Raw genomic sequence first — 26,385 nt, forward strand, 5'->3', positions numbered from 1 at the left:
TGGTGAGCGTGAGAACTTCCATCGAACCGCGCGGGCCCCACCCGCTACTTGCGAACCCCCAAACCCGCCTACCGGACCAGCGATCCCGCAGGTCACACCCTCATTTCACGACCTTGCCGGATCCCTGGGTCAGTGCGCCTCCGGCTGGTAGGCGGCGGTGTCGTCCGGAGTGACGCGGACGTCGATGAGGAACGGCCCGTCGTGGCCGAGGCCCTCGGCCATCGCGGCGTCCAGCTCCGCGGCCGTCGTGACGGTCCGGCCGGGGCAGCCGAGCCCGCCGGCCACCTCCACGAAGTCGATCCCCGGAAGGTCGGTGCCCGGGACGGTCTCCAGGTCGATCCGGCGGCCGAGGGCCTTGACCGCGCCGTAGCCCTGGTTGTTGAGGACGATCACGGTCATCGGGACCCGGTGCTGCGCGGCGGTCCACAGCCCCTGCACCGAGTACATGATCGAGCCGTCGCCGATGACGCAGACGACGCGCTCGCCCGATCCGGTGAGCGCCCGCCCGACCGCGACCGGCAGCCCCCAGCCGAGCGCCCCGCTCCCGGTGGTCAGGAACCCCCCGGAGCGCGTGATCGGCAGCCGCGCGTGGAACATCTCCCGGTAGCTCGGGACCTCCTCCACGACGACGGCGTCCTCCGGCATCCGCTCCTTCAACGTCTCGACGACGAAGGCCGGGTCGATCGGGTCGGCGGCCTGCGGCTTGGCGAGCGGGACCCGCGGCTCGGGGAGCGGCCGGTCGGCCTTGTCCACGAGGTCGAGCAGCCCGGACACGGCGGCGTCGATCGTGGTGAGGACGCTGGTGCCGACCGGCGCCCACGCGGCCTGCGCGGGGTCGCAGTCCAGGTGGAACAGGCGCGAGCCGTCCGGGATGAAGCGGCCCTCGGAGTGCACGTGGTAGGTGAAGATCGGCGTGCCCAGCGCGAGGATGACGTCGTGGTCCTCAAGCCGCCGGGAGAGCTGGTCGCGGACGGGCGGCAGGAACCCGCGGAACAGCGGGTGGTCCTCGGGGAAGCCGGACCGCCCAGACAGCGGGCTGATCCACACCGGCGCGCCGATCCGCTCGGCCAGGCTCACCACGCCGGGCAACGCCCCTTCGTCGTCCACGCCCGCGCCCACGATGAGGACCGGGTTCGCCGCCTCGTTGAGCGCGCCCGCCACCTCCTGGAGCACGGCCGGGGGCGCGGTGAAGCCGGTCCGCAGCTCGCGGTGCGGGACGGGCCGGGCCGGCCGGTCCCAGTCGTCCTCGGGGACGGACAGGAAGACCGGCCCGCGCGGCGGCGTCATCGCCACCCGGTACGCCTCGGCGAGCGCGGCGGGCACGTCCTCGGCGCGCTCGGGCTGCCGGCTCCACTTGACGTAGGGGCGCGGGAACTGCGCCGGCTCGTCGGCGCCGAGGAACGGGCGGTGCGGCAGCATGGCCCGGGACTGCTGGCCCGCGATCACGACGACCGGCACCCGGTCGCGGTAGGCGTTGAAGACCGCGCCGAGGGAGTGCCCGACGCCCCCGGCGGAGTGCAGGCTGACCAGGGTCGCGTTGCCGGTGCCGAGCGAGTGGCCCGCGGCCGCCGCGACCGCGACCGTCTCCTGCAGCGCCAGGACGTACTCGAAGTCCGCGGGGAAGTCGCGGAACATCCGCAGCTCGGTGGAGCCCGGGTTGCCGAACAGGGTGGTCATCCCCACGCTCCGGCAGAAGTCGAAGAAGGCTTCCCGGACGGTGAGCTCGGAGGTCATGCATCCGCCTTTCGTGCACCGCGGTGGCGGGCGAGCACCCGGCGTTCCACGGCGAGGAGAATCGAGTTGAACAGGTAGCCGAGGATCCCGAGCAGCACGATGACCGCCCAGATGGTCGGCAGGTCGGACTGGCTCTGCGCGTTGGTCAGCTCGAAGCCGAGGCCGTCGGAGGTGCCGGGGAGCAGCTCCGAGAACACCATCAGGATGAGCGACAGGGACAGTGCCAGCCGCACCCCCGCGAAGATCTTCGGCAGCGCGGACGGGAAGATGACGAACCGCATCCGGTCGACCGCGGAGAACCGGAACGACTCCGCCGTCTCCATCTGCACGCGGTCGACGCTGCGCGCCCCGTCCGCCGTGTTCAGCAGGACGGGCCAGATGGCGCTGAAGATGATGGAGGCCACCTGCATCTGGGTGCCGAGCTCGAACAGGACGATGAACACCGGCACCAGGGTGGGCGGCGGGATCACCCGGGCGAACTGGAGCAGCGGCTGCAGGTAGGCCAGCACCTTCTGCGAACGGCCGAGCGCCATGCCGATGACGACGCCGACCACGATCGACAGCGCCAGCGCGAGGAACATCCGGCTGAGGCTGGGCACGATGGAGGTGCCCGCCTTCGCGCTGAAGTACAGGTGGTCGGCCGGGCCGGACAGCCACATGTCCCGCATACGCCCGACGATCTCCGAGGGCGGCGGGAAGAACGGGCTGTCGGAGACCTGCGTCGCCGCCTCCCAGCCGGCGACGAGGATCACCAGCGGGAGCAGGCGGTGCAGCGCGCCCCCGGCCAGCCGCCCCGCCAGGCCGGCGCGCCGCCGGGCGGAGCCCGCGGTGGTCAGGGTCGCCGCGGTCACGAGGCACCACTCCCTTGCGCCCGGTGCCAGCGGAACAGGCGGTTCTCACCCTGTCCGAGCACCGTGTCGATGATCAGGCCGAGGCACCCGGCCCACACCGTACCGGCGAGGACGTCGACGGTGCCGTCGGGGACGTTGCCGGCCTGCGCGATGAACATGCCGAGCCCGTCGCCGAAGCCGGACAGGATCTCGGTGCCGACGGCCAGGATCAGCGCGATCGAGGCGGCCAGCCGCACGCCGGTCGCGATGAACGGGGCGGCGCTCGGCAGCGAGACGCGCAGCAGTACCTGCAGCCGGCCGAAGCCGAAGCTGCGCAGGGTCTCCTTCGCCGTCGGGTCGACGTCGTCCAGCCCGTAGATGGTGTTGAACAGGATGGGCCAGCTGCAGGCGTAGACGATGAGCGGCACCTCCATCTTGAGCCCGGAGCCGAGCAGCAGGGCGGCGAGCGGGATGAGCGCGACCGAGGGGATCGGGCGCAGGAACTCCACGATCGCCCTGACCGCGGTGTTGACCGCGGGGACGCTGCCGAACAGCAGCCCGAGCGGGACCGCGATCGCGACGGCGATCAGGAGCCCGAGGGCCCAGGCGGTGATGGTGACGCGGACGTTGAACAGGAAGTCCGGGTCTCCGGCGAGTTCGAAGGCGCGGGCGGTGATGGTGGACGCGGGGGGCAGATAGGAACGGTCCACAATCCCGGCCCTGCCGAGGAGTTCGCTCGCCAGGAACAGGACCGCCACCCCTGCGGCCCCCCGCACCCAGATGCCCGGGCGCGAGAGGCCGCGGGGCGGCGTCGACTCGTGTGCCATGAGGTGATCAGTGTCCCGCCGTCACGACGTCGGCTGGAAGAGGACGGCGTTCAGGTCCGGCTTCTCCTTGAGCAGGCCGGACGTCGTCATCAGCTCCGCGACCCGCTGCATGCGGGTCTTGCTCAGCGAGGTGGGGAAGCCCGGCAGCGTGATGACCGAGGCGACCTGCGGGTCGATCTTGGCGTAGCCCGGCAGGACCTCCTCGACCTTCTTGCGGTCCTGGGCGGCCATCTTCTGCGCCTTGATGATCGCGCGCTGGAACGCGGCGGCCGTCTTCGGGTTCTTCTTGGACCAGTCCTGCGTGGTCACGAAACCGCTGATCGGCAGGTCGGTCACCGGCTCGCTGCCGCCGTCGACGGCGACGCGGGCGCCGAGCTTCTTCTCGGTGTCGGAGAGGAACGGCTCGACCGTGTGGATGGAGTCGACCTGTCCCTTCTGCAGGGCGGTGGCCATCTGCGGGAAGGGCACCTGGACGTACTGGACCTTCTTGGGGTCGACGTTGTTCGCCTTGAGGATCGCGTCCAGCGTGAGCGACTGGATGTTGTTCAGGATGTTGACCGCGACCTTCTTGCCCTCAAGGTCCTTCGCCGTCTTGATCTTGGAGTCCGGCATGACCAGGACGTTCATCATGTTGGAGGTGAGCGTCGCCGCCTCGGCCAGGATGCTGAGCTTCAGCGTCCCCTTCTCGTTCGCCTGCAGGAACGAGACGTAGTTGGCGCCGGCGATGACGTTCACGTCGCCCTTGGTGAGGGCGGGCAGCGCCAGGATGCTCTGCTGGACCGGCACGATCTTGACGTTCAGGCCCTCGGCCTCGAAGAGCTTCGCCTTCTGGGCGACGTAGAGGGCCGCGCCGTCGACCAGGGGAAGCGACGCCACCTTGATCGTGTCGGTTTCGAGACCCTTGCCTCCGCCGGAGGAATCGGAGTCTCCGCAGCCGGCGATGACCGAGGCGACCAGGGCGAACGCGCTGACCAGCGCGGATAGACGTAGGGATTGCCGCATCTCGGCACTCCTTAACTCGATGGGGGAAGCTGCTTCGGCAGGGCTTGGGGGGCCCAAGGCATCCGAGCCAGGGGGTACGACTGTAGCCACGACACCCGCCGCGCCTGAAGATCACGTGCGTCGGGAGCGTATCGCGGGCTGCCTGGCTTGCACGGTTTCCAACCGAATTGTGTGACTCTCTTGTGTCCTATGCGTCCCGTGTGTCCGGTGGCACGCATGGTGACGACGGGGCGTTCTCCCCGGTGACGGGCCCGCCCCGTGCCTCGGGAGGCCCTGCCGCATAAGCGATATCGCGCCGTACGGGACGTTCCGTCCAATGGGATTTCGCCGTTGTTGCAATGGTGTTAAGCCCATTGGTGACGGTCGATCGCCGGACCAATTCGCAGCGTGAGGGGCCGGGGGCGACGGGGTGCCGGCGCGGAGCGGGGCTGCCGCCGAGCGATGAGGGCAAGCTGGCTCTGTTACCTGACGTATCCAAGAGATGACGTTATGTATCGGCACGGAGCGTGACCGACCGTACTCGTTGAATCGGACATATGGGCATAAAGTTATGATCCCGGCATTGGCTGATATCGACTCGCCTATGGTCCTTTGCGGCCTATCCGTGGATGTGCTGCAATGTCGTGCGCCGGAGGTGGAGACGATGTTGCATTGACCCTTCGCGGCAGCGAGGTCACGGAGAGTGCGGCATCGTGAGGGAGAGGGTGTAAACGGCGGATGCAACCAAGCGACGAAGGTCGCGACCATCCTCGGCCTGGTGACGTCGAGGTGGGGTCGGACCATTCGACACGGTCGGGCGGCAGACTGAGCCTGCGGAACTGGCGTGTGCCTCAGCGGCTCATCGTGTTGATCCTGGTTCCGACGGTCGCCGCGGTCGTGCTCTCAGGACTGCGCATCTCCGGTTCCGTCAGCGAGGCGGAGTCGTACGGGCGCGTCGAGCGGATGGCGGAGCTCGGGCAGGGGATCACCGGATTCGTCCAGGAGTTCACCGCCGAACGGGACCGGGCGGTGGAGTTCATCGCGGCCGGCCGGCCCGACGCCCTGCGCCCCGAGCTCGAGGCGCAGCAGCGGCAGACCGACTCCGTGGTCAGGCGGGTGCGGGCGGCGGCCTCCCGCATCAACGGTTCCTACGGCACCGAGGCCGTCCGCGACGCGGCGACGGTCACGAGCCGCATCGGCGGGCTCAGGGCGCTGCGCTCCCTCGTCGTCGGCACCAAGGTCCCGGCCTTCATCGTCCTGGAGAAGTACACCGAGCCCGCCCAGGAGCTCGTCGCCGTCCTCGACGGAATCTCGCAGAACGTGGCCGACGACACCCTGGCGGAGTCGAGCCGTGCGCTCGGCGCGCTCGCCCGCGCCAAGGAGGCGGTCTCCAGGCAGCGGGCCGTGCTCCTCATCGGCGCGCGGCTGCGGCAGCTGACCCCGCAGGAGCTGAACGAGCTGAGCGCCGCCCGCGCCCAGGAGGACGGCGAGCTCGCGGCCTTCCGCGGCTCGGCGTCCCTGGACCAGGCGCAGCGGTTCGAGGACACCGTCGTCGGCACCAAGGTCGACCAGGGCAAGGACCTGCGGCAGCGGGTGCTCCAGGCGGCGAGCACGAGCGGCGGCCTGCTGCCCCGCTCGCTCGGCACCGCCCGGTCCGCCAACGGGATCCGCGCGGCGATGACCGACATGATCGACAAGATGCGCGCGGTCGAGAAGGAGCTGGCCGACGCGATCAAGGAGCAGAGCGACGACAACGTCGCCGCGGCGCGCACCGACGCGATGATCGACGGCGCCATCGTGACGGCGCTGCTGCTGATCGTCCTGATGATCACGATCGTGATGGCCCGCTCGCTGGTGCGGCCGCTGCGCCGGCTGCAGTCCGGCGCGCTGGACGTGGCGAGCACCCGGCTGCCGGGCCTGGTGGACCGGCTGCGCGATCCCGAGGCCGCCGCGGGCGGCATCGAGGTCAAGCCGATCGAGATCGACTCCACCGACGAAATCGGCCAGGTCGCGCGGGCCTTCGACGAGGTCCACCGCGAGGCGGTCCGGCTCGCGGCCGACGAGGCGGTGCTGCGCGGCAACATCAACGCGATGTTCGTCAACCTCTCCCGCCGCAGCCAGTCGCTGATCGAGCGCCAGCTCCGCCTCATCGAGGAGCTGGAGCAGAGCGAGCGCGACGAGGAGCAGCTCGGGAACCTCTTCCGGCTGGACCACCTCGCCACCCGCATGCGTCGCAACTGCGAGAACCTCCTCGTCCTCGGCGGCCAGGAGCAGGTGCGCCGGTGGAACCAGGCGGTCCCGCTGATCGACGTCGTCCGCGCCTCGCTGTCCGAGGTTGAGCAGTACGAGCGGGTGGCCCTGCGGGTTCAAGGCGAGATGACCGTCGCCGGCCCCGTCGTCAACGACCTCGTCCACCTGCTCGCCGAGCTGGTGGAGAACGCGACGGTGTTCTCGTCCGAGCACACCAAGGTGACGGTCTCGGGGCAGATGCTGAGCGGCGGCGGCGCGATGCTGCAGATCACCGACAACGGTGTGGGCATGTCCGCCGAGGATCTGGAGCAGGCCAACTGGCGGCTCGCGAACCCGCCCGTCATCGACTTCTCCGCGGCCCGCCGCATGGGCCTGTTCGTGGTCGGCCGCCTGGCGGTCCGGCACGGCATCCGCGTCGAGCTGCGGGCCGCCCAGGGCGGCGGGCTCACCGCGTTCGTGGTGCTGCCCGACGCGGTCATCACGCCCGGCGAGTCCGGCGGCATCGGCACCCGCCCCGGCCTCGCCCCGCGCGAGGCGGGGGCGCACGGCCAGCTCGCCGCGCTGACCACCGCCGCCGAGCCCCCCGCGGGCGGGTTCCGGCAGGACGAGTACGGCTCCGCCGCCCCCCTGCCGGGCGGCACCGGCGGCCACCCGATGGTCGGCGGCACCGGCCCGCTCCGCCCGGTCCGCGGCGGCACCGGCCCGCAGCCGGGCCTCGGCGAGACCGGCCCGATCCCGGCCGGCGCCCCGGGCGGGCAGGACCCCTACGGCACCGGCTCGCACCCGGTGGTGCCGCCGCCCATCGAGCGGCGCCCGCCCCGGGAACGGCGGCAGCCGGTGGACGACCCGTACGAGACGGGGGAGCGGCAGCAGCCGCGCCGGCCGGGCGAGCTGCCCGTCCGCGAGCCGGGCACGCACCTGCAGGGCCGCCCGTCCGACGGCGGCTCCTCCAACGGCCTCTTCCAGCCGCGCAACGAGCGCGGGCAGGACGCCGAGGCCGGCAACGGCTCCTACCGCCCCGGCGGGCGGACCGGGCCGCAGCCGGTCGTCCCGGAGGCGCAGCCGATGGTGCCCGAGCCCGGCGCCCGGCAGATCCCGTGGGAGACCGGGCCGCTGGAGCAGGTCGGCGACCCGTCGCCGCCGTCCGCCATGTCCGTTCCCCACCAGCCGGAGGGCTCCATTCAGGAACCACCACCCGTCCCCGAACCGGCCGTGCGGGCCGCGGCGCCGGCCGCGCGGGCGGAGCCGGCGGCGCCGCCGCGGCTGCCCGAGCGCTCGCCCATCTTCGACGCGATGCAGTCGGAGTGGTTCCAGCGCAGATCGGGAGGCTCCTCCGGGGAGGACCCGGTCAAGGGCTGGGAGTCGCCGGCGGACGCGGGCTTCCGCGCCGCCGAGGCCGCCCGCGAGCCGGTGGCGGCGACGCGCACCAGCGTCGGGCTGCCGAAGCGGGTGCCCGGCAAGAACCGCATCCCCGGCGCGGTCGGCCGGGCCGCGCAGGACGCGCCGCAGGCCCCGGCGGGACCGCCGCCGGGCCCGCCGGGCGGGGGCGCCCCCGGGCAGGCCGCGCCGCCGCGGCCGCCGCACGACCAGCAGGTGCAGGGCCAGCAGGGTCAGGGTTTCGGCCAGTCGGCCGACGTCGTACGCAACCGCTTCGCGAGCCTGCAGCGCGGTGTCCACCGTGGACGCAACGAGGCACGCGGCGCAGGCACGTCAGGTGAAGCGCCGTCACAGGGTGACGGCGAGACAGGAGGCACCCGGTGAGCGGGCAGGATCTCAACTGGTTGGTGACGAACTTCGCGGACCGTGTCGCGAAGGTCGCACACGCCGTCGTGGTCTCCTCGGACGGACTGCCGATGGCGTACTCGTCGGGTTTCCCGCCCGAGCGGGCGGACCAGCTCTCGGCGATCGCCTCGGGACTGATGAGCCTCACCCAGGGGGCGGCGAAGATCTTCGACGCCGGCGGGGTGAACCAGACCGTCGTGGAGATGGACCGCGGCCTGCTGTTCGTCATGTCGATCACGAACGGGTCGGTGTTCGCGGTGCTGGCGGCGCCCGACTGCGATCTCGGGCTGGTCGCCTACGAGATGACGCTGCTGGTGGAGCGGGTGGGACGGGTGCTGACCCCTGCGCTGCGCGCCCAGGAGCAGCAACAGCAGCCCCCGTACTCGGGGCCTCCCGTGACCGAGATGGGCGCCGGGCCCGCCCGCTATTGACCGTGACTGACTCTGACGGAGGTCGGCGACATGGATCGAGGCAGTCCCTTCGGAGGCGGTCCCGGAGGACCCGGCGTCCCGGGGGGACCCGGGCGCTGGCCGGGTGACCAGGGACGGGTCCCGCCGCCGGGACGCCCCGCGCGCGAGGAGAGCGACACCAGCTCGCTGGTGCGCCCCTACGCGGTGACCGGTGGGCGGACCAAGCCGCGCTACGACCTGGCCATCGAGGCCCTGGTCACCGCGGCGCCGTATCCGCCGCGGGACGTCGCCGTGCTGACGCCGGAGTACCGGGCGATCATGGACCTGTGCCGGTCCGCCCGCTCGGTGGCCGAGGTCTCCGCGCTGCTGCGCCTGCCGCTCGGCGTGGCGCGCGTGCTGGTCGCCGACATGGCCGTCGAGGGCCTGCTGCGGCTCCACCAGTCGCAGCCCGCAACCACCGCCGGCGGACAGCCGGACCTCCGCTTGCTAGAAAGGGTGCTCAGTGGCCTTCGGAAGCTCTGACCAGGTCCCGGGGCCGCACGGCGGGGAGGCCGAGCTGACCTCGGTCAAGATCGTCGTCGGCGGTGGCTTCGGTGTCGGCAAGACCACGTTCGTCGGCTCGGTCTCGGAGATCATGCCGCTCACCACCGAGGCGGTGATGACCGCGGCCAGCGCCGACGTGGACGACCTGTCGGCCGTCCCGGACAAGACGACCACCACGGTCGCGATGGACTTCGGGCGCGTGTCGCTCGACAGCGAGCTGATCCTCTACCTGTTCGGCACGCCCGGGCAGCACCGCTTCTGGTTCATGTGGGACGACCTGGTCCGCGGCGCGATCGGCGCCGTCGTGCTGGTCGACACCCGCCGGCTGGAGGACTGCTTCGCCGCGGTCGACTACTTCGAGGAACTCGGCCTGCCGTTCGTGGTGGGCGTCAACGGGTTCCACGGCGAGTTCCAGTACGCCGTCGAGGACATCCGCGACGCCCTGTCGATCAGCTCGCACGTGCCGATCGTGCAGTGCGACGCGCGCAGCCGCGAGTCGACCAAGCAGGTGCTGATCACGCTCGTCAAGCACGCGATGACGGTGCACTCGGGCGGGCAGCACGCCGCCGCGCCCGCGCAGCCGCCCGGTGCCCCCGGCGGCCAGATCGGCACCACGTCGCCGAGCTGGACGTAGCCGGGCCGGGGCCCCGCCCGCGGCCGCCGGGCTACGGTCGCGTAGCTTGTGTGCACGATGCATGATTGATTCGCGTGTTCGACCATGAATCGTGCAAGGGGTAGCGATGCGGGAAATGGAGCAGATCCGGACGTACGTGGCCATCGGCGACAGCTTCACCGAGGGCCTCAACGACCCCTACCCCGGTGAGGACGACGTCTTCCGCGGCTGGGCGGACCGGCTCGCCGAGCACATCGCCGAGGTCAACCCGGGCCTGAGCTACGCCAACCTCGCCGTCCGGGGCAAGCTCGTCCGGCAGATCGTGGCCGACCAGGTGCCGCATGCCCTCGAACTCGATCCCGACCTGGTGACGCTCTGCGCGGGCGGCAACGACATGATCCGTCCCGGCGCCGACCCCGACGCCGCCGCGGTGGTCTTCGATGACGCGGTCCGGCGGCTGCGCGGCACCGGCGCCCGCGTCGTGATCTTCACCGGGTTCGACCCGCGCGGGCTGCGCAGCGGTGGCCGGATCCGGGGGAAGGCCGCGACCTACAACATGCACCTGCGCGCGATCGCCGACCGGCGCGGCTGCACCGTCGTGGACCTGTGGCCGATGCGGATCTTCAACGACCCGCGCGCCTGGTTCGAGGACCGCCTGCACCTGTCGCCCGAGGGGCACCGGCGCATGGCCCTCTTCGTCGCCGAGGCCATCGGCCTCCCGGTCGAGGACGACTGGCGCGAGCCCTGGCCGCCGCTGGACCGCGCCGACTGGATCACCCTGCGGCGCGAGGATGTCCACTGGGCGCGGACGTACCTGCTCCCGTGGATCGGCCGCCGGGCCACCGGCCGCTCGTCGGGCGACGGCCGGGGCCCCAAGCGGCCCACCCCGCTGCCGCTCTAGGCGGGGTCCGGCTGGGCCAGGGCGTCCTCCAGGGTCTGGGTGACGGGGATGCGGCGGTGCAGGCCGGTGATCTCCAGGGCGCGGCGGACGATGGGCCGCGGTGCCGCGAGGACGAGGCTCCCGCCCGCCGCGGTCACCGCCTTGTAGCAGGCCACGATCACCGAGAGCCCGCCGGAGTCCATGAACTCCAGGGCGGCCAGGTCCAGGACGAGGTGGTCGCCGTGCTCGCGGCGGGCCTCGTTCAGGTGCCCGCGCAGGTCGTCCGCGCAGGCGATATCGAGTTTTCCGCGCACCCGGACGACGGCGCGCCCGCCGTCCGGCCGTGTGGTGACTTCCAAAGGCGACACGGGGGGTTCCCCTCTTGTGAGTGAAGGCATCGGCGGACGGCCGTCCGCCGGACACTTTCCGCCCGACAACTATCGCCGACGGCGGGCCACCTGCCAACCCGGGGCCTAACAGGGGTGTGCGTGATCGTGGCGGGTCGTAGGGTGCTTGTCGGATGTGATTGCCTCGATCCGCTGTGTAGGAGACGACCCCAGGTGAGTTCCCCCCGGCTGCCGGACCATCTCGAAGTGCTGCTCACCGAGGAGCCCGTGCTCGACGTGTACGCGTACGGCCCCTGGCGCGTGCCCGACGGCCTGTACGAGGAGATGCGCGAACGGGCGGTGGCCTACAACACCGACCAGCGCGCCGTCGTGCTGACGAGGCAGCTCAGCGACTTCTACGGGAGCGACACCAGCGCCGCCGGGGCGGAGCAGTGGTCGCTGCTCACCTTCCTGCTGGGCGCCTCCGCGGTCCGGGGCGGCTCGCGGGGCGACGTGGACTACGAGCTGCTGTCGGACTTCCTGGCGACGCCCGAGTCCGCGGTCCGGGACCCGGTGGCGTGGTTCACCCAGGGCGGCCGGTGGCGCCCGCCGGGCCTGTGGCTCCCCGAGCCCGCCGGAGACGACCGCGAGCGGCGCGCCGTGATGTTCGAGCTGGCGCGGGACGGCCTGGACGTCTTCGAGGGCCTGGAGCCGATCGAGCGCCGCCGCCGCGCGCTGATGGACCTGTTCGACCGGCGCGCCGCCGACCCGGAGCTGCGCGAGATCGACATGACCGTCCCCAACCGCCGGCTGGAGGACGCCTGGGTCTCCGGCCTGACCGACGAGGAGCTGGCCGTCCTGCCCGAGCTCTCCGGCCCGGTGGGCTACCTGGGCTGGGCGGTCGGCGGCCTGGACACCGCGCACGAGCGCCTGGCCGGGACGGTCGCCGACGGCGACGAGCCGGACACGGCGCTCGCCCGGCTGCTGCTCGCGGCCGAGGCGCCGGTCGTCCCGGCCGAGCTCGCGGTGGTGCTCGGCACGGCGCGCTACGAGACCGTGGAGGAGCGGTTCCGCGCGGCGCGCGAGGGCTTCTCGGCCGAGGCGTGGCAGTACGAGGTGCGGGCCTGGCTCGCCCGGGGCCTGGTCGCGGGCGAGGCGGACGCCGCCCGCGCCTGGCTCGACATGGCGGTGCGCGTCACCGGCGCGGTGCAGGGCCTGCCGGACGCGCCGGTCAGCCCGCGCTGCCGCGTGCCGGTGCGCCCGTTCCAGGCCGACCTGCGGCGCCTGTTCACCGTCCGCCGGGTCTTCAACACGCTGGCGTTCGGGTCCGGCGGGGCCGCCGGCGGTGGCGCGAAGGAACGTCCCACGCGGCCCGAGGCGGACGGGACGCCGCTGGTCGGGCAGCCGGAGCTGTCCCGCGTGCTGATGGACGCGGTGTCCGCCCGGCTGGACGGCGTCCGGCCCGTCCGGCTGCTGGTCGCCGGCCCGGAGGGCACCGGGAAGGGCACCGCCGCCGAGATCGCCGAGAGCCTGCTGGCCAAGGGCGGCGCCGTCCGCGAGTCGCTGTGGATCTCCGACCAGGTCTTCGCGTCGCTGGGCGTGAGCGACGCCGTGCTCTGGCTCCAGGCCCGCGTCCGCGACTGCCTGGAGGGGCGGATGCTCCTGGTCGTGGACGACCTGGAGAAGCTCGCCGCCCACGAGCGCTGCGGCGTCGCCGCCGCCGAGGAGCTGCGGCGGCTCATGGCGCGGTCGCCGTCCCTGAACGTCATCGCGCTGTGCCGCCCCGGCGGCGACCGGCGGCTGTTCGAGGCCAACCCGGCGCTCGTCCGGGCGTTCGACGTCGCCCGCACCCGCGACTTCGCCGAGGACGACCTCGCCGAGCTGTTCACGCTGGCCGTCGAGCGGCGCGGCGGGAAGGCCGCGCCCGAGGTCGCGGCGACCGCCGCGGGCATCCTGCGCCGCACCCCGCCGCTGCTCAACCTGCGCGGGGCCAGGCTGGTGGAGCACATGGCGGGCCAGGCCCTCGCCGCGGCCGAGCACCGGACGGCGGCCCCCGAGGCCGGCGAGGTCCTCGAAGCCGGCGAGGCTTCGGACGAGGCGCCCGAGCCGCACCCGCAGCGCGGCCCGGTGGAGGTCACCGCCGCCGACCTCCCGCAGCGGCTCATCGCGGGGCGGCCCGCCGAGGCCGACCCGCTCGCCGAGCTGGCCGCCTGCGTCGGCATCGAGCCCGTCAAGCGCGAGGTCGAGGCGCTGGTCGCCGAGGCCAAGGCGGTGCGGCTGCGCCGCGAGGCGGGCATGCCGGCCACCTGGCGGCCCCGCCACCTGGTGTTCGCCGGCAGTCCCGGGACGGGCAAGAGCACCGTCGCCGGCATCATCGGGCGGATCTACGCCGACCTCGGCGTGCTGGCGACCGGCCACCTGGTCGAGGTGGAGCGGGCGGACCTGCTCGGCGACTACGCCGGCGAGAGCGTCCAGCGGGTCCGCCGGACGGTGGAGCAGGCGCACGGCGGGGTCCTCGTCGTCCGGGACGCGCACACGCTGGTGTCGGCGGCGCCCGACCTGGTGCGCGGGCGCGAGGCGCTCGACGTGCTGCTCAGCACCGTCCAGGCGCACCCCGAGGACCTCGTGGTGGTGCTGACCGGCCCGGAGGCGGAGCTCAACGGGCTGCTGAAGTCGCATCCCGACCTGGCCGCGTACTTCCCGCGCACGGTCCGGTTCCCCGACCTCACGCCCGACGAGATGGCGGAGGTGTTCGCGGCCAAGGCCGAGGACGCCGGGTTCGCGCTCGCCCCCGGGGTGCTGGACAAGGTCCGCTCTCTCGCCCAGTCGGCGCCGCGCGAGCACGGCGCCGGCAACGCCCGCGCGATGATCGCCCTGCTCGACCGCGCGGTCGCGCTGCAGGGCCGCCGCGTCCTGGCCGACGGGATCGTCGACGAGACCGAGTCGCTGGACGAGATCCTGCTGGCGGACGTCCCGGACACGCTCACCCGCGGCGCCGGCGACGTGCCGGGCGACCCGCTCGCCGAGATCGAGCGGCTGGTCGGCCTCACGGAGATCAAGCAGGAGGTGGCGCGGCTGGCCGCCGAGGCCCGCGCCGACCGGCTGCGCCGCGACGCCGACATCGCGCCCGCCGCCCCGGCGCGGCACATGGTGTTCATGGGCAACCCCGGCACGGCCAAGACGACGATCGCCCGGCTGATCGCCGCCGTGTACGCGCGGCTGGGGCTGCTGTCGTCCGGGCACCTGGTCGAGGTCACCCGCGCCGACCTCGTGGCCGAGTTCGTCGGCCAGACCGCGCCCCGGGTCCGGGCCGTCGTGGAGCGGGCGCTCGGCGGCGTGCTGTTCCTGGACGAGGCGTACGCGCTGACCTCCGCGGGCGGGGACCGGCGCGATTTCGGCCACGAGGCCATCTCCGAGCTCCTGCGGCTGATGGAGGAGCACCGCGGCGACCTGGTCGTCATCGTCGCCGGCTACGACGCCGAGATGGAGGACTTCCTCAAGGCGAACCCGGGCCTGCGCGGCCGCTTCCCGAAGGTGCTGCGCTTCCCCGACTACTCCGACGACGAGCTCGTCACCATCTTCGAGGTGATGGCCGCGGACGCCGGGTTCACGCTGGCCGAGGGCGTCGTGGAGGCGCTGCGCGGGCTGGTGGCCTCGCACCGGCGGGACGCCTCGTTCGGCAACGCCCGGCTCGTCCGCAACCTGCTGGAGGCGGCGATCTCCCGGCAGGCGCTGCGGATCACCTCCGGCGGCGACGTCGACGCCGCCGAGGTGCGGATCCTGCGCCCCGCCGACATGCCGGACGCCCCGCCCCGCGAGCCCTCGATCGGCTTCGGCGCCTACATCTAGCCTGCGTCTAGCCGGAGGCGCCGGCCCCGTACGCCGCCGCCTGGAGCGAGTACAGGTCGGCGTAGAGGCCGCCGCGGGCCATCAGCGAGACGTGGTCGCCCTCCTCGGTCACCTCGCCGCGCTCCAGCACGTAGATGCGGTCGGCGTGGCGGACGCTGGCGAGCCGGTGCGTGATCAGCAGGACGGTCCGGCCGTCGGCGTGCGTGCGGATCCGCTCGAACAGCTGGTGCTCGGCGCGGGCGTCGAGCGCCGCCGTGGGCTCGTCGCAGATGAGCAGCGGCGCGTCCCGGTAGAAGCCGCGGGCGACGGCGAGCCGCTGCCACTGCCCGCCCGACAGCTCGGCGCCGCCCTTGAAGCGGCGGTCCAGCAGCGTGCCGTACCTGTCGGCGAGCTCCCCGACGACCTCGTCGGCCCCGGCGGCGCGGGCGGCGGCGAGCATCGCGGGGTCCTCGGCGTCGCCCGGGAGGTGCTCGCGCCCGCGGCCCATGGTGATGTTCTGCCGCGCGGTCATCGGCCAGTGCGTGTACTCCTGCGCGATGACCGCGATGTTCTCCCACACCTCCTGCGGCGGCACCGCCGACAGCGGGACCCCGTCCCACCGGACCTCGCCCCCGTCGGGGTCGTAGAGGCCCGCCATGATCTTGGCGAGGGTCGTCTTGCCGGACCCGTTCTCGCCGACGAGCGCGACCACCTCACCCTTGCGCAGGTCCAGGGAGACGCCTCTGAGGGACGGTGTGTCCGAGCCCGGGTAGGTGAAGCTCACGTCCCGGACGCGGATGCACGCGAAGTCGTCCGGGAGCCGCTCGCGCTTCTCCAGGGGCGCGGGCGGCAGGGCACGGCGCGGGACCCGCTTCTCGGCCGCGGCGCAGAACTCGATGTAGTCGTTGAAGTAGAGGCCCTCCTCGTAGCACCGGTTGACGGCGAAGACGAGGTTGACGAGGGAGGTCTGCCCCGACCGGATCGCCAGCACCGCCGTGCCCGCTACCGCCAGCGGCACGGCGCCCTTCCACAGCATGACCCCGAGCGCGATGTAGACGAGCGCGGTCGCGACGCCCTTCATCGCGTCCCCGGTGATCTTCACGAGGGTCTGCCGGCGGGCCACGTCCAGCTCCACCCTCCGCTGGTAGGAGGCGGACCGGTCGTACTGGTCCAGCAGGAACCGCCGCATGGTGAACGAGCGCACCTCGGCGGCGTGCCGCCGCTCGACCATCAGGTCGGAGAGGATCCACTTGCGCCGGGTCACCCCGACCAGCGACAGCACCATGCGGTACCGCATCCGCGCGGCGCGGACGGACGCCCACCCTTCGGGCAGGGCGGTGAGCAGGAGCAGCGGCAGCAGGATCGGGTGCAGCACGCCGAGGGTCCCGGCGGCGGCGATCATGCCGATGGCCCCGGTGAGGACGTCCACGGCGTGCTGGACGACCATGGGCGCCGCCATCATGCCGCGTCCCTGGGCGCGCTTCAGGTCGTCCAGGAAGTCGGAGTCGTCGAGCGCGGTCAGGTCCACCGCGGTCGTCGTCTCGTAGAGTTTCAGCTCGACCAGCCGCTCGACCTGCGGGTCCAGCCGCGCCTGAGCCCAGCCCGCCGCGGCCTGCAGCCCGGCGCGCAGGGTGACCGCCGCCGCGACGAGCGCCAGCGACGGCAGCGCCTCGCGGACCCGGGAGGGCGTCGGCGCGGAGCCGAACAGCGCGGTCAGCACGCCGGTCGTCGCCAGCAGCCAGAACGCGGTGAAGAACCCGGCGGCGAGGTTGAGGGAGATGGTCGCGGCCGTGTCGGCCCGGCTCGCCCGCCAGGCCAGCCCCGCCGCCTGCGCGATCGTGGCCGGCAGCCGCCGCGCCATGGTGGCCATGCCCGTCTCGGTGAGCTCCTCGTTCCTGGCGTGCCAGGTGAGAATCACCTCGGGCAACCCCGGGTCGGGCGGTGCCTGCTCCCTGCCGCGGTGGCGGCGATCCGTCCTGCGTTGTGCGTGTCGCCTGGCGAAACGCCGTCCTGCTCCCATGCGCCGCCCTCCGCGCGTCCTGTCCGGCCAGGGGCAGTGTGCGCCTTAAGAGGGAGAGTGTCCGCTTCATGTGTCACATAGCGCGGTGATTTGTGACTGTGGACAATCATGCGCCGGGCGGACGCGGCGGACCCCGTGACTTGTCTAAGGTCTACGCATGACCGACGGCCGGCCGGAGGGCTGGACACGCAAGGAGGGCGAACGCGTGGGGCGCAGCAGGGACCACTCCGTACGGGCGGAGCACCACCAGGCCGCCTACGGGCGGGACACGCACGGGGATCCCTATGACCCCTACGACGACCCGTACGCGGGTGACCAGCTGGCCGGGGGAGGGATGGACCGGGGCGGCCCCGGCGAGCGGGCCCCCTACCGGAGGCGCCGCCGGCGGCGCTGGCCTCGGGTGCTCGCCGTCCTCGTGGTCGTGCTCCTGATCGTCCCCATCGCGGGCTACTTCTACCTCGACTCGCGGCTGAAGCGGGAGTCGGTCCTGGTGGACTACCCCGGCCGGGTCGCCGACACCCCGGGGACGAACTGGCTGATCGTCGGGTCCGACAGCCGCGAGGGCCTGTCCAAGGCCGACCAGAAGCGGCTCGCCACCGGGTTCGCCGGGGGCCGCCGGACCGACTCGATGATGCTGCTGCACTACGGCTCGGGCGGGACGTCCCTCATCAGCCTGCCGCGCGACTCCTACGTCCCGATCCCGGGGCGCGGGTCGAACAAGCTGAACGCTGCGTTCGCCTTCGGCGGGCCCAAGCTGCTCGTCCAGACCGTGGAGAAGGCCACCGGCCTGCGCATCGACCACTACGCCGAGATCGGGTTCGGCGGGTTCGTGGGCGTGGTGGACGCGGTCGGCGGCGTCGACATCTGCGTCAAGGACGACATCAAGGACCCCAAGGCGGGCCTCGACCTGAAGGCGGGCTGCCAGACGCTCAGCGGCGGCCAGGCGCTCGGCTACGTCCGGACCCGCAAGTACGCCCGCGCCGACCTCGAACGCGTCGAGCACCAGCGGCAGTTCTTCGGCGCGCTGATGAAGAAGGCGACGAGCCCGGGGACGATGTTCAACCCGTTCCGCAGCGTCCCGCTGGCGATGAACGCGACCAGCAACTTCCTCGTGGACGACAACGACCACCTGTACGACCTCATCCGCATGATGTGGGCGATGAAGGGCGTGAGCGGCGGCAGCGGCGTCACGACCACCGTCCCGATCGGCGGCAGCGGGAGCTCGGCGGCAGCGGGCGCGTACATCACGTGGGACAAGTCGAAGTCGTCCAAGCTCTTCGGCGCGCTGAAGGCCGACCAGCCGATCCCGAAGGACGTCGTCACGAAGTGACCATGGACCGCGTCACGAAGTGACCACGGGCTTCGTGACGGAGTGACGGGCCGGGGGCTCGAATACAGTCGGACCATGTCCGATGTGACGCCCGAGGGCGCGGAGCTGGACCAGCTGTCGTCCAAGGAGCTGCACGACCGTGCGATGAGCCTCGCCAGGGAGCGGCGCGACGTCGGCTTCCTGTGGGACCTGCTGCGCGCGATCCCGGCCGCCGCCGCTGCCAGGGGGGAGGTCGACCGCGCCCAGTTCGACCTCCTCCACGGCCTGTCGCTGCTGGAGGAGTTCACGCACGCGGGGGAGGGCGACCTCGCCGACGCTCTGCGGCCCTTCTACATCGAGTACCTCTCCGAGCACGCCAAGGGGACCTGACCCGCTCTTTCCCTCCCCTTGCTCTCCCTTCCACCGTCCAGGGGAACTACACTGCGTAGGCAACCGACTTCAGAGGGTGGTGGAAGTGAACAAGAAGCATATGAAGATCGCAGGCATCGCCTTCGTGGCGTGGTACGTCATCAGCAGGCCCCAGGGGGCGGCGACCCTCGTCAACAACGCGCTGAGCGGGCTCGGCAACGCCGCCGAGTCGTTGTCGCAGTTCATGAGCGCGATCCCGAACTGACGGCCGGCTCCCTGGCCCCGTACCCCCGACGGTACGGGGCTTCATGGTGCCCGAGAGTGATCGGGGCCACCAAGCGGTTGCCGCCGCGTCACAGTAAAATCGCGCTTTGCGGACAGACGCGGCTGGGCACAATTGGATCGGGTCAATTGTGTCGCGGCTACAACCGAGGGACGGGCGCAGGATGAACAAGAAGAACCTCCGCTACGTGGCGATCGCCTTCGTCATCTTCTACTTGCTGAGCTCTCCGACGGCCGCGGCGGGCGTGGTCAACAACGCCATCACCGAGCTGGGCAACGCGGGCAACCAGCTCGCCGCCTTCGTGAACGCCCTGGGCACGTGAACCGCCGCCGGCGGCGGTGCCTCCCGTCCGGCGCCGGCCGAGCAGGAACGAGGGCAGAGGCGGGGCCCGGCCGGTCTTCGGGGGTGATCTCCTAGGATCGGCCTCATGTCTGTCTTCGACGTAGAGATCGACGGTCTGCGGGGCGGATCCGCGGACCTCGGGCAGTACCAGGGCAAGGCCGTACTCGTCGTCAACGTCGCCTCCAAGTGCGGCCTCACCCCCCAGTACGCCGGCCTGGAGCGGCTGCAGGAGAGGTTCGGCGGACGCGGCTTCACCGTGCTCGGCGTCCCCTGCAACCAGTTCATGGGCCAGGAGCCCGGCACCGCGGACGAGATCGCCGAGTTCTGCTCGGCGACGTACGGCGTCACGTTCCCGATGACCGAGAAGGTCGAGGTCAACGGGGACGGCCGGCACCCGCTGTACCGGGGGCTCGCCGGCACCCCGGACGCCGAGGGCCACACCGGCGACATCCGGTGGAACTTCGAGAAGTTCCTGGTCGCGCCGGACGGCGCGGTCGCGGCCCGGTTCGCGCCCCAGACCGAGCCGGAGGCGGCCGAGGTCGTCGCCGCCATCGAGAAGCACCTCCCCGCCTGAGCGCAGCGGCGCGCCCCCTCCGCCGAGGCGGGCGCGCCCGCGACATGCCCGCCGGGCGCGCTCCCGCTGTGAATCGCGCCACATCGCGAATCCGTTGCCGCTATTCGAGGACGCGTCTAACTTGTGAAACTCGCGATATGACGTGGAGGTGCCCCATGGGCGGATGGACGGCCGGCGACATCCCCGATCTGCGCGGCCGGCGGGCGATCGTCACCGGGGCCAACAGCGGCATCGGCTACCACACGGCCCTCCAGCTCGCGAAGCACGGCGCGTCCGTCGTGCTGGCGTGCCGGAGCGCCGAACGCGGCCAGGCCGCCTTCGACCGGATGAAGGTCGCCGCCCCGGGCGCCGACATCGCGCTCGGCTCCCTGGACCTCGCCGACCTGGCGTCGGTCCGGACGTTCGCGGCCCGGCACGGCGACGCGCCCCTCGACATCCTGGTCAACAACGCGGGCGTGATGGCCATCCCGCGCCGCTCCACCGCCGACGGGTTCGAGATGCAGTTCGGCACCAACCACCTCGGCCACTTCGCGCTCACCGGCCTGCTGCTCTCCTCGCTGCGCGCCGCGCCGTCCGCGCGGGTCGTCACGGTGACCTCGGCCTTCGCGTGGTCGGGGCGGATCCGCTTCGACGACCTGCAGTACGAGCGCGGCTACCGCAAGTGGTCCGCCTACGGCCAGGCCAAGCTCGCCAACCTCGTCTTCGCCAGGGAGCTGGACCGCCGGGCGCCGGAGGTGACCAGCGTCGCGGCCCACCCCGGCTACGCCGCGACCAACCTCCAGCAGACCGGCCCGAGGATGCAGGGCAACTCCTTCATGGAGAAGGTCACCGGCGTGGGCAACGCGCTGATGGCGCAGTCCGCGGCCGCCGGTGCCCTCCCGTCGCTGTATGCCGCGACGGCGCCGGAGGTCAAGGGCGGCGGCTGCTACGGCCCGCGCCTGCTCCAGTACCGCGGCTCCCCGACCGAGGTGGTCACGCCCCCGCAGGCGGACCGGCCGGGCCTGGGAGACCGCCTCTGGGAGATCTCCGAGACCCTCACCGGCGTCTCGTACGCGCAGGCGCCCGCCTAGCCCAGCCCCCTGGTCGCCTGGGCGAGCGTTACGGCGACGACGCTCTCGACGGCGGCCGGGTCTCGCTGCGCGACGCGGGCGGCGGCGTCGACCAGCCCCTGGATCAGCTCGGCGCGCAGGGCGGGCTCGGGCACGCCGCCCGCCGCCAAGGCGGTGGCGAGCGGGCTCAGCAACTGCGCGTGCCCGACCCGGATGCGTTCGAGCGCCGGCTCGGCGAGGGCGTGCTCGACGAGCGCGACCGCGGCGGCGTGCCGTCCGTCGGTCATGACCTCCAGCTGTGCCCTGATGTAGGCCTCGACCTTGCCCTCCAGGCTCTCCGCCCCGGCCAGCGCCCGCTCGACGTGCGCCGCCCAGCGCGGCAGCTCCTGCTCCAGGACGGCCGCGACCAGGTCGTCCTTCGAGCGGAAGTACTCGTACAGGCTCGGCCGCGACAGCCCCACCCGGCGGGCCAGCGCCGCGAGCGAGAGCGCCTCGATGCCCTCCTCGGCGACCAGCGCCCGCGCGGCGTCCAGCAGGGTGCGCAGCTGCCGCGCCCGGTGCTCGGCGACGGTCGCCTCACTGATCTTCGGCACCCGCCCATTCTAGGTTTTCCGACTTCCCGTCGGTAAACGTCACGGTGCGCGGGTGATGTCCCAGTCGAGGGTGGCGGGGAGGGCGCCCTCCAGGGTGAGGAGCCAGCGCTTGACCTCGACGCCGGAGCCGCCGCTGTAGCCGCCGAGGCCGTTCGAGGCGACGACCCGGTGGCAGGGGACGATCAGCGGGATCGGGTTGCTCCCCATCACCTGGCCGATGACCTGCGCGTGCACGCCGGTGCCGCTGCGGTCGCCCAGCGCTCCGTAGGTGATGACCTTCCCGTAGGGGACGGACGCGTAGAGCGTCGAGAGCACCTGCCGCTGGACGTCCGAGGTGAGCCTCCAATCGATCGGGGTCTCGAAGTGCTTCAGATCGCCCGCGAAGTAGTCGCGCAGCGCGGACAGGACGGGTTCCGTCCGGCCGGGAGCCTCCACCACCGGCAGCCCGGAGGCCTTGGCGACGCGGGCGCGATGGGCAGGGGTGTCGCGGAAGTTCAGCGAGACCACCCCCGTCTCCGTCTCGCCGACGAGCAGGCGGCCGAGCACGGTGTCGACCGTGCCGAACGCGAGTGTCTCGGTCATCGTCCAGCGCTCCCTTCCCGGCGTTCCCAGCGTCCCATACGGGGCGGACACTTCTGGAAACCCCGGGACGCCCGCTCAGGTTGCGAGGGCACGGTCGAGCCGCCCGGCCTCCTTCACGAGCCGGCTGGACCCGCCGCGGCCCGCCACCGCCCGGACCTCGGGAATCGGGCCCCTTGCCCCGGTGCTCTCGGCCATGCGGGTGCCGAGGGCGATGAGGTCGGGCATCCCGGTGGCGGCGCGTGCACCCGGGGCGGGGAGCGCGTCCGGGAGGGCGGCCTTGATGATCGTCCAGACATCGGTGTGGGCGCCCGCGTCGGCGGCGGCCGTGAGCGCCTTCACGGCGCGCGAAGGGGTGATGCGGTCCAGCGCGGTCAGCCGCCCGAGGGCCGCGCCCGTCTCGGCCGCCGGGAGGGCGCCCTGCGCGCTGAAGGCGAGGAGCGCCTCGACGACGCTCGTCCGCTCGTCCGGGCTCGGGCCGGCGAGCGCGAAGGCCAGCAGCGTCGCGGTGGCCGCACCGGTGGGCCCGTGCGCCTCGGCCAGGTCGAGCAGGAGGGCGCCCTGGCCCCACGACCCGTCGCTTGCGTGGGGGGCGAGATGCGCGGCCGCCACCTCGCGGTGGGACGGCAGGACGGACGGCCAGAAGGCCGTGGACAGGCCGAAGGTGCTCGTCCCGAAGTCCGTCCAGCCCTCCTCGGGGAAGGAGCACAGGTGGGCGATGTCGGAGTCGCCGGGCATCTCCACCGTGGACAGGATCCGGGACGGCAGGCGCCGCTTCCGGCCCTTGATGGTCGCGATCGGCGCGTCGAGCACTTCGCACGTGACGGCGGGGTCGGCGAGGCCGCCCTCGGCGAGCCAGGCCGCGACGGCCTGCCCGGCCTTGGACGCCAGCCCCTTCGCGCGTGCCACGGCGGCCGGGTCGATCTCGCGGGGGACGCGGAGCATCGCCTGCGCGAGATCGGCCCGGCCGGGCTCGGCGCCCGCCTCCTCCAGCCGTTCCAGGCGTCCGACCAGGACGCCGGGGTCGACGTGGCCGCTGCCCTCCGTCGGCGTCGCGAGCAGGACGGGCACCGTCCCGACCGCCGACGCGATCTCGCACCTCCGCAGGGTGAGGAAACGTTGCAGCTGCGGGGCGAAGATCGTCTCCGCCGACCGGGACCGGCCCTTGATGAGGGCGGCGAGGGCGCGGTAGACGCGGGGCGGCGTCGCCGGGCGGAGCAGTGTCTGCACGGGGTACTGGGCCCAGCTCTCCCGGGTGGTCTCGTGCATGTACGTGTAGGTGTCGGGCTGGGTGATCCATGGTGCGTTCTCGTCGGCCGGCGCCCTGAGCGCCTCGCGCGTCGCCTCCGGGTCGCTGCGGGCGAAGCCGATGAGGGCGGCCAGGAACCGCTCGGCCGCGCGCCAGTCCTCCTCCATGCCGCGCAGAAGGCCGACGAACTCCTCCGCCAGTTCCGTGAGCGACCCGATGGGCGCGGGTGCCTCGCGCGGGACGAACGGCGGCGGCGCCATGGGCGGCTCTGGCTCGTCCGCCGCGTCGACCTCGCCGAACGCCCGTGCGATCTGCTCGCGCGGGACGGGCGGGAGGCAGGCCGCGGCGCCGCGGATCTCCTCCCGGACGGCCTCGCCCGCGTGGTCGGCGTGCCGGACCGCGATCGTGACGGCGCGCTCCCGGAGGTCGAGCACGTCGGAGGTGAAGACGGCGGCGACGGCCCGGAGCGTCGCCTCGACCCGGCCGCGCTCGCGCGCCGACCTGTCGAGCCAGGTCAGCGCGTTCCGGACGAGCTTCTTCTCCGGGCGGAACAGCACCGCGTCCGCCGCCTCCTCGACCAGGGCGCCGTCGAGGCGTCCGAGCTCGTCGGCCCGCCGTACCTGGCGCAGGGCGAGGTCGGCGACGGTCGAGGGCGCGGCCGGCAGCAGCCGGACGTAGTCGCGCACGCGCTCGACCACCTCGTCCCCGGTGGGCTCCAGGGCGTCGTGCAGCCGGACGAACCAGCGCAGGTTATGGAGAGTGCCGCCGCGCAGGAAGCGCCCCATGCAGCCGTCGAGGAGGAGTGCGCGGTCGAGCCGCCCGGTGTGCGCGAGAGCGGCGATGGTCGCGGCCCAGGTGCTCATGAGGGTCTTGTCCCACTGGAGCCTGGCCTCGTCGTCGGCGAGAGCGGCTCCCACGCCCTCCGCCTCGAACAGCCTCGGGACGAGCGCGTCCAGGAACGGGTCGTCGGCGAGCCGCCGCGGGACGGTGTCGGTCACCCACCCGACGACGAAGCCGTCCGACGCCGGGGGAGCGGCATCCGCCGACCGGGTGAACGCCGCCGCGATGTGCCACAGCGCCCACTCGCCGTCCGAGACGCGGATGCGGTCGGCGACGCGCCGGGCGACCTCCGCGCGCCACTCGGCGGGACGGTGCGACGTGACGGCGTCGAGGGCCGCGCAGAGCGGCGCGTAGCGGTCCGCGCTCCACCACAGCCGCAGGTCCCTGCGGCACAGCCACGTGGCCACTCCCGCCGGGCCGCCGATCGTTCCCGCGCCCGCGACCATCAGCGGCTCCAGAACCCCGCGGTCGAGGGACCCGAACTCCGACGCCGCGCGCATCGCCTTCAGCCGCCCGGGCAGCTCCCTGGCGATCTCGCGGCGCCCTGCCTCGTCGAGCCCGGCCACCAGGCGGGCGGTCCGGTCGACGTCGTGGTCGTCGATGGCCTTCTGGACGTCGTCCCAGGTGCTCATCGCGCCGCCTCCACGGCGACCTCGCGGCGGACCATCCGGGCGGCGAGGACGTGCTTGCACGGCCCGCGTCGGCCCCGATGGTCGAACCACCACGGGCACGTGCACGTGACACGGTCGCCCTCGAAACGGACCTGGCGCTCCGTGCCGTTGCTCAGCACGACGGCGGCGTCCTCGCCCGTGAACCGGACCGCGCCGTCCTCGACGAGCGTGCGCGCGGACCGCAGCCGCGGGTTGAGGTCGGCCACCCGCGCCGGATCGTAGGGCAGCTCCCGGTGGAAGAACGCGGCCTCGGCCGCGTCGAACCCGACGCGTCCGGACGTCCCTAGCTGGACCAGCGCCGCCTTCGTCCGCTCCAGCGAGAGCCCGGACCGCTCCGCCAGAAGGTCCGGCTCCACCCGCGGCTCGAAGGACAGCAGGGCGCCCACCAGATCGGCGTCTCCCGCGGCCTCGTCGGTCGAGAGGGCGTCCAGCACCGCCCCCTCACCGGAGAAGCCGCGCGAATGCTGGGGGGACAGCGTCAGCACGTACCGCATGCCGGGCAGCTCCAGCTCCCACACGCTCGACACGGGACCGCCGCCATCGCCGGCGGACGGCCCGTAGACGCGCATGGCCCGCGCGAAGCGGAGCAGCGGCAGCATCGTCCGCAGCCGGTCCGGCCCGGCCAGGCACACCGCCCCGGCGGCCGGACGGGACGTGGCCCGGAGCGTCCGCCCGGCGGGCACCGCCCACAGCGGCCCGCGCGAGCCGCGCGGCAGGGACCGCAGGAAGCGCACCGCGTCGGGCCCCTTCAGCTCGCCCCGCAGATCGAACCCCGCCGTGATGACCTGGACCTCGGCGAACCCCCGGAGCCACCGGTCGGGCAGCGGCACCTTCTTCTCCACCACGGCGCCGTCCACCGTGGTCACCGCCAGTTCTTCGGCGCCGACCGCCAGATGCAGCGGGTCCGAGCCGCCCACGCGGGCGAGCGCCTCCCGCAACGGCCCGTTGACGTCCACGTTCGTCGTGCCGCGCTCGTGCACCTCGCCGTCCAGAGCGGGCTCCAGGACGTCCAGCCGCGCGTAGACGCCGCCGCACGCCGAGAACGACTCCATCCGGATCCGGTCGCCGTTGCACGTGACGACCGGATCCCGGAACGACGTCGGCCGCGGCTGGAAGTACCGCGTCTGGGCTACGTCGGCCAGGGCGAGCAGGGCCGCCGCGGCCGGCGCCGCCTGCGTCAGCACGCCGCTGAAGAAGTACGGGTGCGCCTGCGGCCCGCTGCCCGTCGTCCCACCGGACGTGGAGAGGCCCAGGAGGCCCTCGTCCAGCCCGGACGGCCGTGTGTACGTGTACGCCTGTGCGGCCGTCGCCGCCACGCTGCTCGCCATGCCTGGCAACGTAAGGGCAACCCGTGACAGTTTCTGGTGATCTCGTAGTTGCCGTGGTCCTTCAGCGCGCCGTCCGCATGGATGCCGGACTCGTGTGCGAACGCGTTCCGTCCGACGCCGGCCTGGCTGTAGGGGAGGGGCTGGCCGAACGCGTAGCTCGCCCACAGCGCTGTAC

At 73.0% G+C, this 26,385-nt stretch carries 22 protein-coding genes; 12 read left to right on the forward strand and 10 right to left on the reverse strand.

The genetic code is table 11. The annotated features are described in order from the left end of the window. Positions 1 to 129: 129 nt before the first annotated feature. The 4 genes from mdlC to ABGB11_RS14795 are packed head-to-tail and all read right to left on the reverse strand — an operon-like array spanning position 130 to position 4,393. Positions 130 to 1,734, reverse strand: coding sequence for a benzoylformate decarboxylase (mdlC, locus tag ABGB11_RS14780; RefSeq protein WP_347632911.1), 1,605 nt, complete (start codon positions 1,732 to 1,734; stop codon positions 130 to 132). Then, positions 1,731 to 2,585, reverse strand: coding sequence for an ABC transporter permease (locus ABGB11_RS14785; RefSeq protein WP_347632913.1), 855 nt, complete (start codon positions 2,583 to 2,585; stop codon positions 1,731 to 1,733). The genes mdlC and ABGB11_RS14785 overlap by 4 nt, the downstream gene beginning before the upstream one ends. Further along, positions 2,582 to 3,391 (reverse strand): ABC transporter permease subunit, encoded by an 810-nt coding sequence (locus tag ABGB11_RS14790; protein ID WP_347632915.1) that lies wholly within the window; start codon positions 3,389 to 3,391, stop codon positions 2,582 to 2,584. The genes ABGB11_RS14785 and ABGB11_RS14790 overlap by 4 nt, the downstream gene beginning before the upstream one ends. Before the next feature lie 21 nt (positions 3,392 to 3,412). Beyond that, positions 3,413 to 4,393: an ABC transporter substrate-binding protein gene (locus ABGB11_RS14795; protein WP_347632917.1), complete on the reverse strand. Its 981-nt coding sequence runs from the start codon at positions 4,391 to 4,393 to the stop codon at positions 3,413 to 3,415. Between the two features lie 843 nt (positions 4,394 to 5,236). Between ABGB11_RS14795 and ABGB11_RS14800 the strand changes: the two genes are divergently transcribed. The 5 genes from ABGB11_RS14800 (at position 5,237) to ABGB11_RS14820 (ending at position 10,871) form a co-directional block, all read left to right on the forward strand. Then, positions 5,237 to 8,383: a nitrate- and nitrite sensing domain-containing protein gene (locus ABGB11_RS14800; protein ID WP_347632919.1), complete on the forward strand. Its 3,147-nt coding sequence runs from the start codon at positions 5,237 to 5,239 to the stop codon at positions 8,381 to 8,383. After that, on the forward strand, positions 8,380 to 8,835 hold the full coding sequence (locus ABGB11_RS14805; RefSeq protein ID WP_347632921.1) for a roadblock/LC7 domain-containing protein: 456 nt from the start codon (positions 8,380 to 8,382) through the stop codon (positions 8,833 to 8,835). The genes ABGB11_RS14800 and ABGB11_RS14805 overlap by 4 nt, the downstream gene beginning before the upstream one ends. A gap of 30 nt (positions 8,836 to 8,865) precedes the next feature. After that, positions 8,866 to 9,336, forward strand: a complete 471-nt coding sequence (locus ABGB11_RS14810; RefSeq protein ID WP_033333087.1) for a DUF742 domain-containing protein — start codon at positions 8,866 to 8,868, stop codon at positions 9,334 to 9,336. A 34-nt stretch (positions 9,337 to 9,370) separates the two neighbouring features. Further along, the gene (locus ABGB11_RS14815; RefSeq protein ID WP_347633290.1) at positions 9,371 to 9,991 is read left to right on the forward strand and encodes an ATP/GTP-binding protein; all 621 of its coding nucleotides are present in this window, start codon (positions 9,371 to 9,373) and stop codon (positions 9,989 to 9,991) included. 115 nt (positions 9,992 to 10,106) lie between these two features. Further along, positions 10,107 to 10,871 (forward strand): SGNH/GDSL hydrolase family protein, encoded by a 765-nt coding sequence (locus ABGB11_RS14820; protein WP_347633292.1) that lies wholly within the window; start codon positions 10,107 to 10,109, stop codon positions 10,869 to 10,871. Here the strand turns inward: ABGB11_RS14820 and ABGB11_RS14825 are convergent. Next, positions 10,868 to 11,218 (reverse strand): STAS domain-containing protein, encoded by a 351-nt coding sequence (locus ABGB11_RS14825; RefSeq protein ID WP_347632924.1) that lies wholly within the window; start codon positions 11,216 to 11,218, stop codon positions 10,868 to 10,870. The genes ABGB11_RS14820 and ABGB11_RS14825 overlap by 4 nt on opposite strands. A gap of 192 nt (positions 11,219 to 11,410) precedes the next feature. On the opposite strand from ABGB11_RS14825, the gene ABGB11_RS14830 reads away from it, so the two are divergent. Then, a complete protein-coding gene (locus ABGB11_RS14830; RefSeq protein WP_347632926.1) occupies positions 11,411 to 15,025 on the forward strand; it encodes an AAA family ATPase in 3,615 nt (1,204 codons plus the stop codon). Positions 15,026 to 15,032: 7 nt separating this feature from the next. Here the strand turns inward: ABGB11_RS14830 and ABGB11_RS14835 are convergent, their stop codons facing one another. Beyond that, on the reverse strand, positions 15,033 to 16,922 hold the full coding sequence (locus ABGB11_RS14835) for an ATP-binding cassette domain-containing protein (RefSeq protein ID WP_347632928.1): 1,890 nt from the start codon (positions 16,920 to 16,922) through the stop codon (positions 15,033 to 15,035). A 259-nt stretch (positions 16,923 to 17,181) separates the two neighbouring features. Between ABGB11_RS14835 and ABGB11_RS14840 the strand changes: the two genes are divergently transcribed. The 6 genes from ABGB11_RS14840 to ABGB11_RS14865 all read left to right on the forward strand — a co-directional run bounded on the left by ABGB11_RS14840 (position 17,182) and on the right by ABGB11_RS14865 (position 20,971). Then, positions 17,182 to 18,354, forward strand: a complete 1,173-nt coding sequence (locus ABGB11_RS14840) for an LCP family protein (protein WP_347632930.1) — start codon at positions 17,182 to 17,184, stop codon at positions 18,352 to 18,354. Between the two features lie 75 nt (positions 18,355 to 18,429). Continuing rightward, positions 18,430 to 18,723 carry a hypothetical protein gene (locus tag ABGB11_RS14845; RefSeq protein WP_347632932.1) on the forward strand — a complete coding sequence of 98 codons (294 nt, stop codon included), beginning with the start codon at positions 18,430 to 18,432 and terminating at the stop codon, positions 18,721 to 18,723. 85 nt (positions 18,724 to 18,808) lie between these two features. Further along, entirely contained in the window at positions 18,809 to 18,967 is a 159-nt protein-coding gene (locus ABGB11_RS14850) for a hypothetical protein (RefSeq protein WP_177287643.1), read from the forward strand. A gap of 181 nt (positions 18,968 to 19,148) precedes the next feature. Continuing rightward, positions 19,149 to 19,307, forward strand: a complete 159-nt coding sequence (locus ABGB11_RS14855) for a hypothetical protein (RefSeq protein ID WP_347632934.1) — start codon at positions 19,149 to 19,151, stop codon at positions 19,305 to 19,307. A 105-nt stretch (positions 19,308 to 19,412) separates the two neighbouring features. Next, on the forward strand, positions 19,413 to 19,901 hold the full coding sequence (locus tag ABGB11_RS14860; protein ID WP_347632936.1) for a glutathione peroxidase: 489 nt from the start codon (positions 19,413 to 19,415) through the stop codon (positions 19,899 to 19,901). Positions 19,902 to 20,056: 155 nt separating this feature from the next. Beyond that, complete coding sequence (locus tag ABGB11_RS14865) at positions 20,057 to 20,971, forward strand: oxidoreductase (RefSeq protein ID WP_347632938.1); 915 nt, start codon at positions 20,057 to 20,059, stop codon at positions 20,969 to 20,971. On the opposite strand, the gene ABGB11_RS14870 is transcribed toward ABGB11_RS14865, so the two are convergent. The 4 genes from ABGB11_RS14870 to ABGB11_RS14885 all read right to left on the reverse strand — a co-directional run bounded on the left by ABGB11_RS14870 (position 20,968) and on the right by ABGB11_RS14885 (position 26,210). Next, positions 20,968 to 21,543 (reverse strand): helix-turn-helix domain-containing protein, encoded by a 576-nt coding sequence (locus ABGB11_RS14870; protein WP_347632940.1) that lies wholly within the window; start codon positions 21,541 to 21,543, stop codon positions 20,968 to 20,970. The genes ABGB11_RS14865 and ABGB11_RS14870 overlap by 4 nt on opposite strands. Positions 21,544 to 21,582: 39 nt before the next feature. Further along, a complete protein-coding gene (locus ABGB11_RS14875) occupies positions 21,583 to 22,125 on the reverse strand; it encodes a methylated-DNA--[protein]-cysteine S-methyltransferase (protein WP_347632942.1) in 543 nt (180 codons plus the stop codon). Positions 22,126 to 22,200: 75 nt separating this feature from the next. Next, positions 22,201 to 24,843, reverse strand: a complete 2,643-nt coding sequence (locus ABGB11_RS14880; RefSeq protein WP_347632944.1) for a DUF6493 family protein — start codon at positions 24,841 to 24,843, stop codon at positions 22,201 to 22,203. After that, positions 24,840 to 26,210, reverse strand: a complete 1,371-nt coding sequence (locus tag ABGB11_RS14885; RefSeq protein ID WP_347632946.1) for an SWIM zinc finger family protein — start codon at positions 26,208 to 26,210, stop codon at positions 24,840 to 24,842. Before ABGB11_RS14885 ends, ABGB11_RS14880 begins: the two co-directional genes overlap by 4 nt. Positions 26,211 to 26,385 lie beyond the last annotated feature (175 nt).

It is taken from the genome of Actinomadura sp. B10D3 (assembly GCF_039871695.1).
Taxonomy (GTDB): domain Bacteria; phylum Actinomycetota; class Actinomycetes; order Streptosporangiales; family Streptosporangiaceae; genus Spirillospora; species Spirillospora madurae.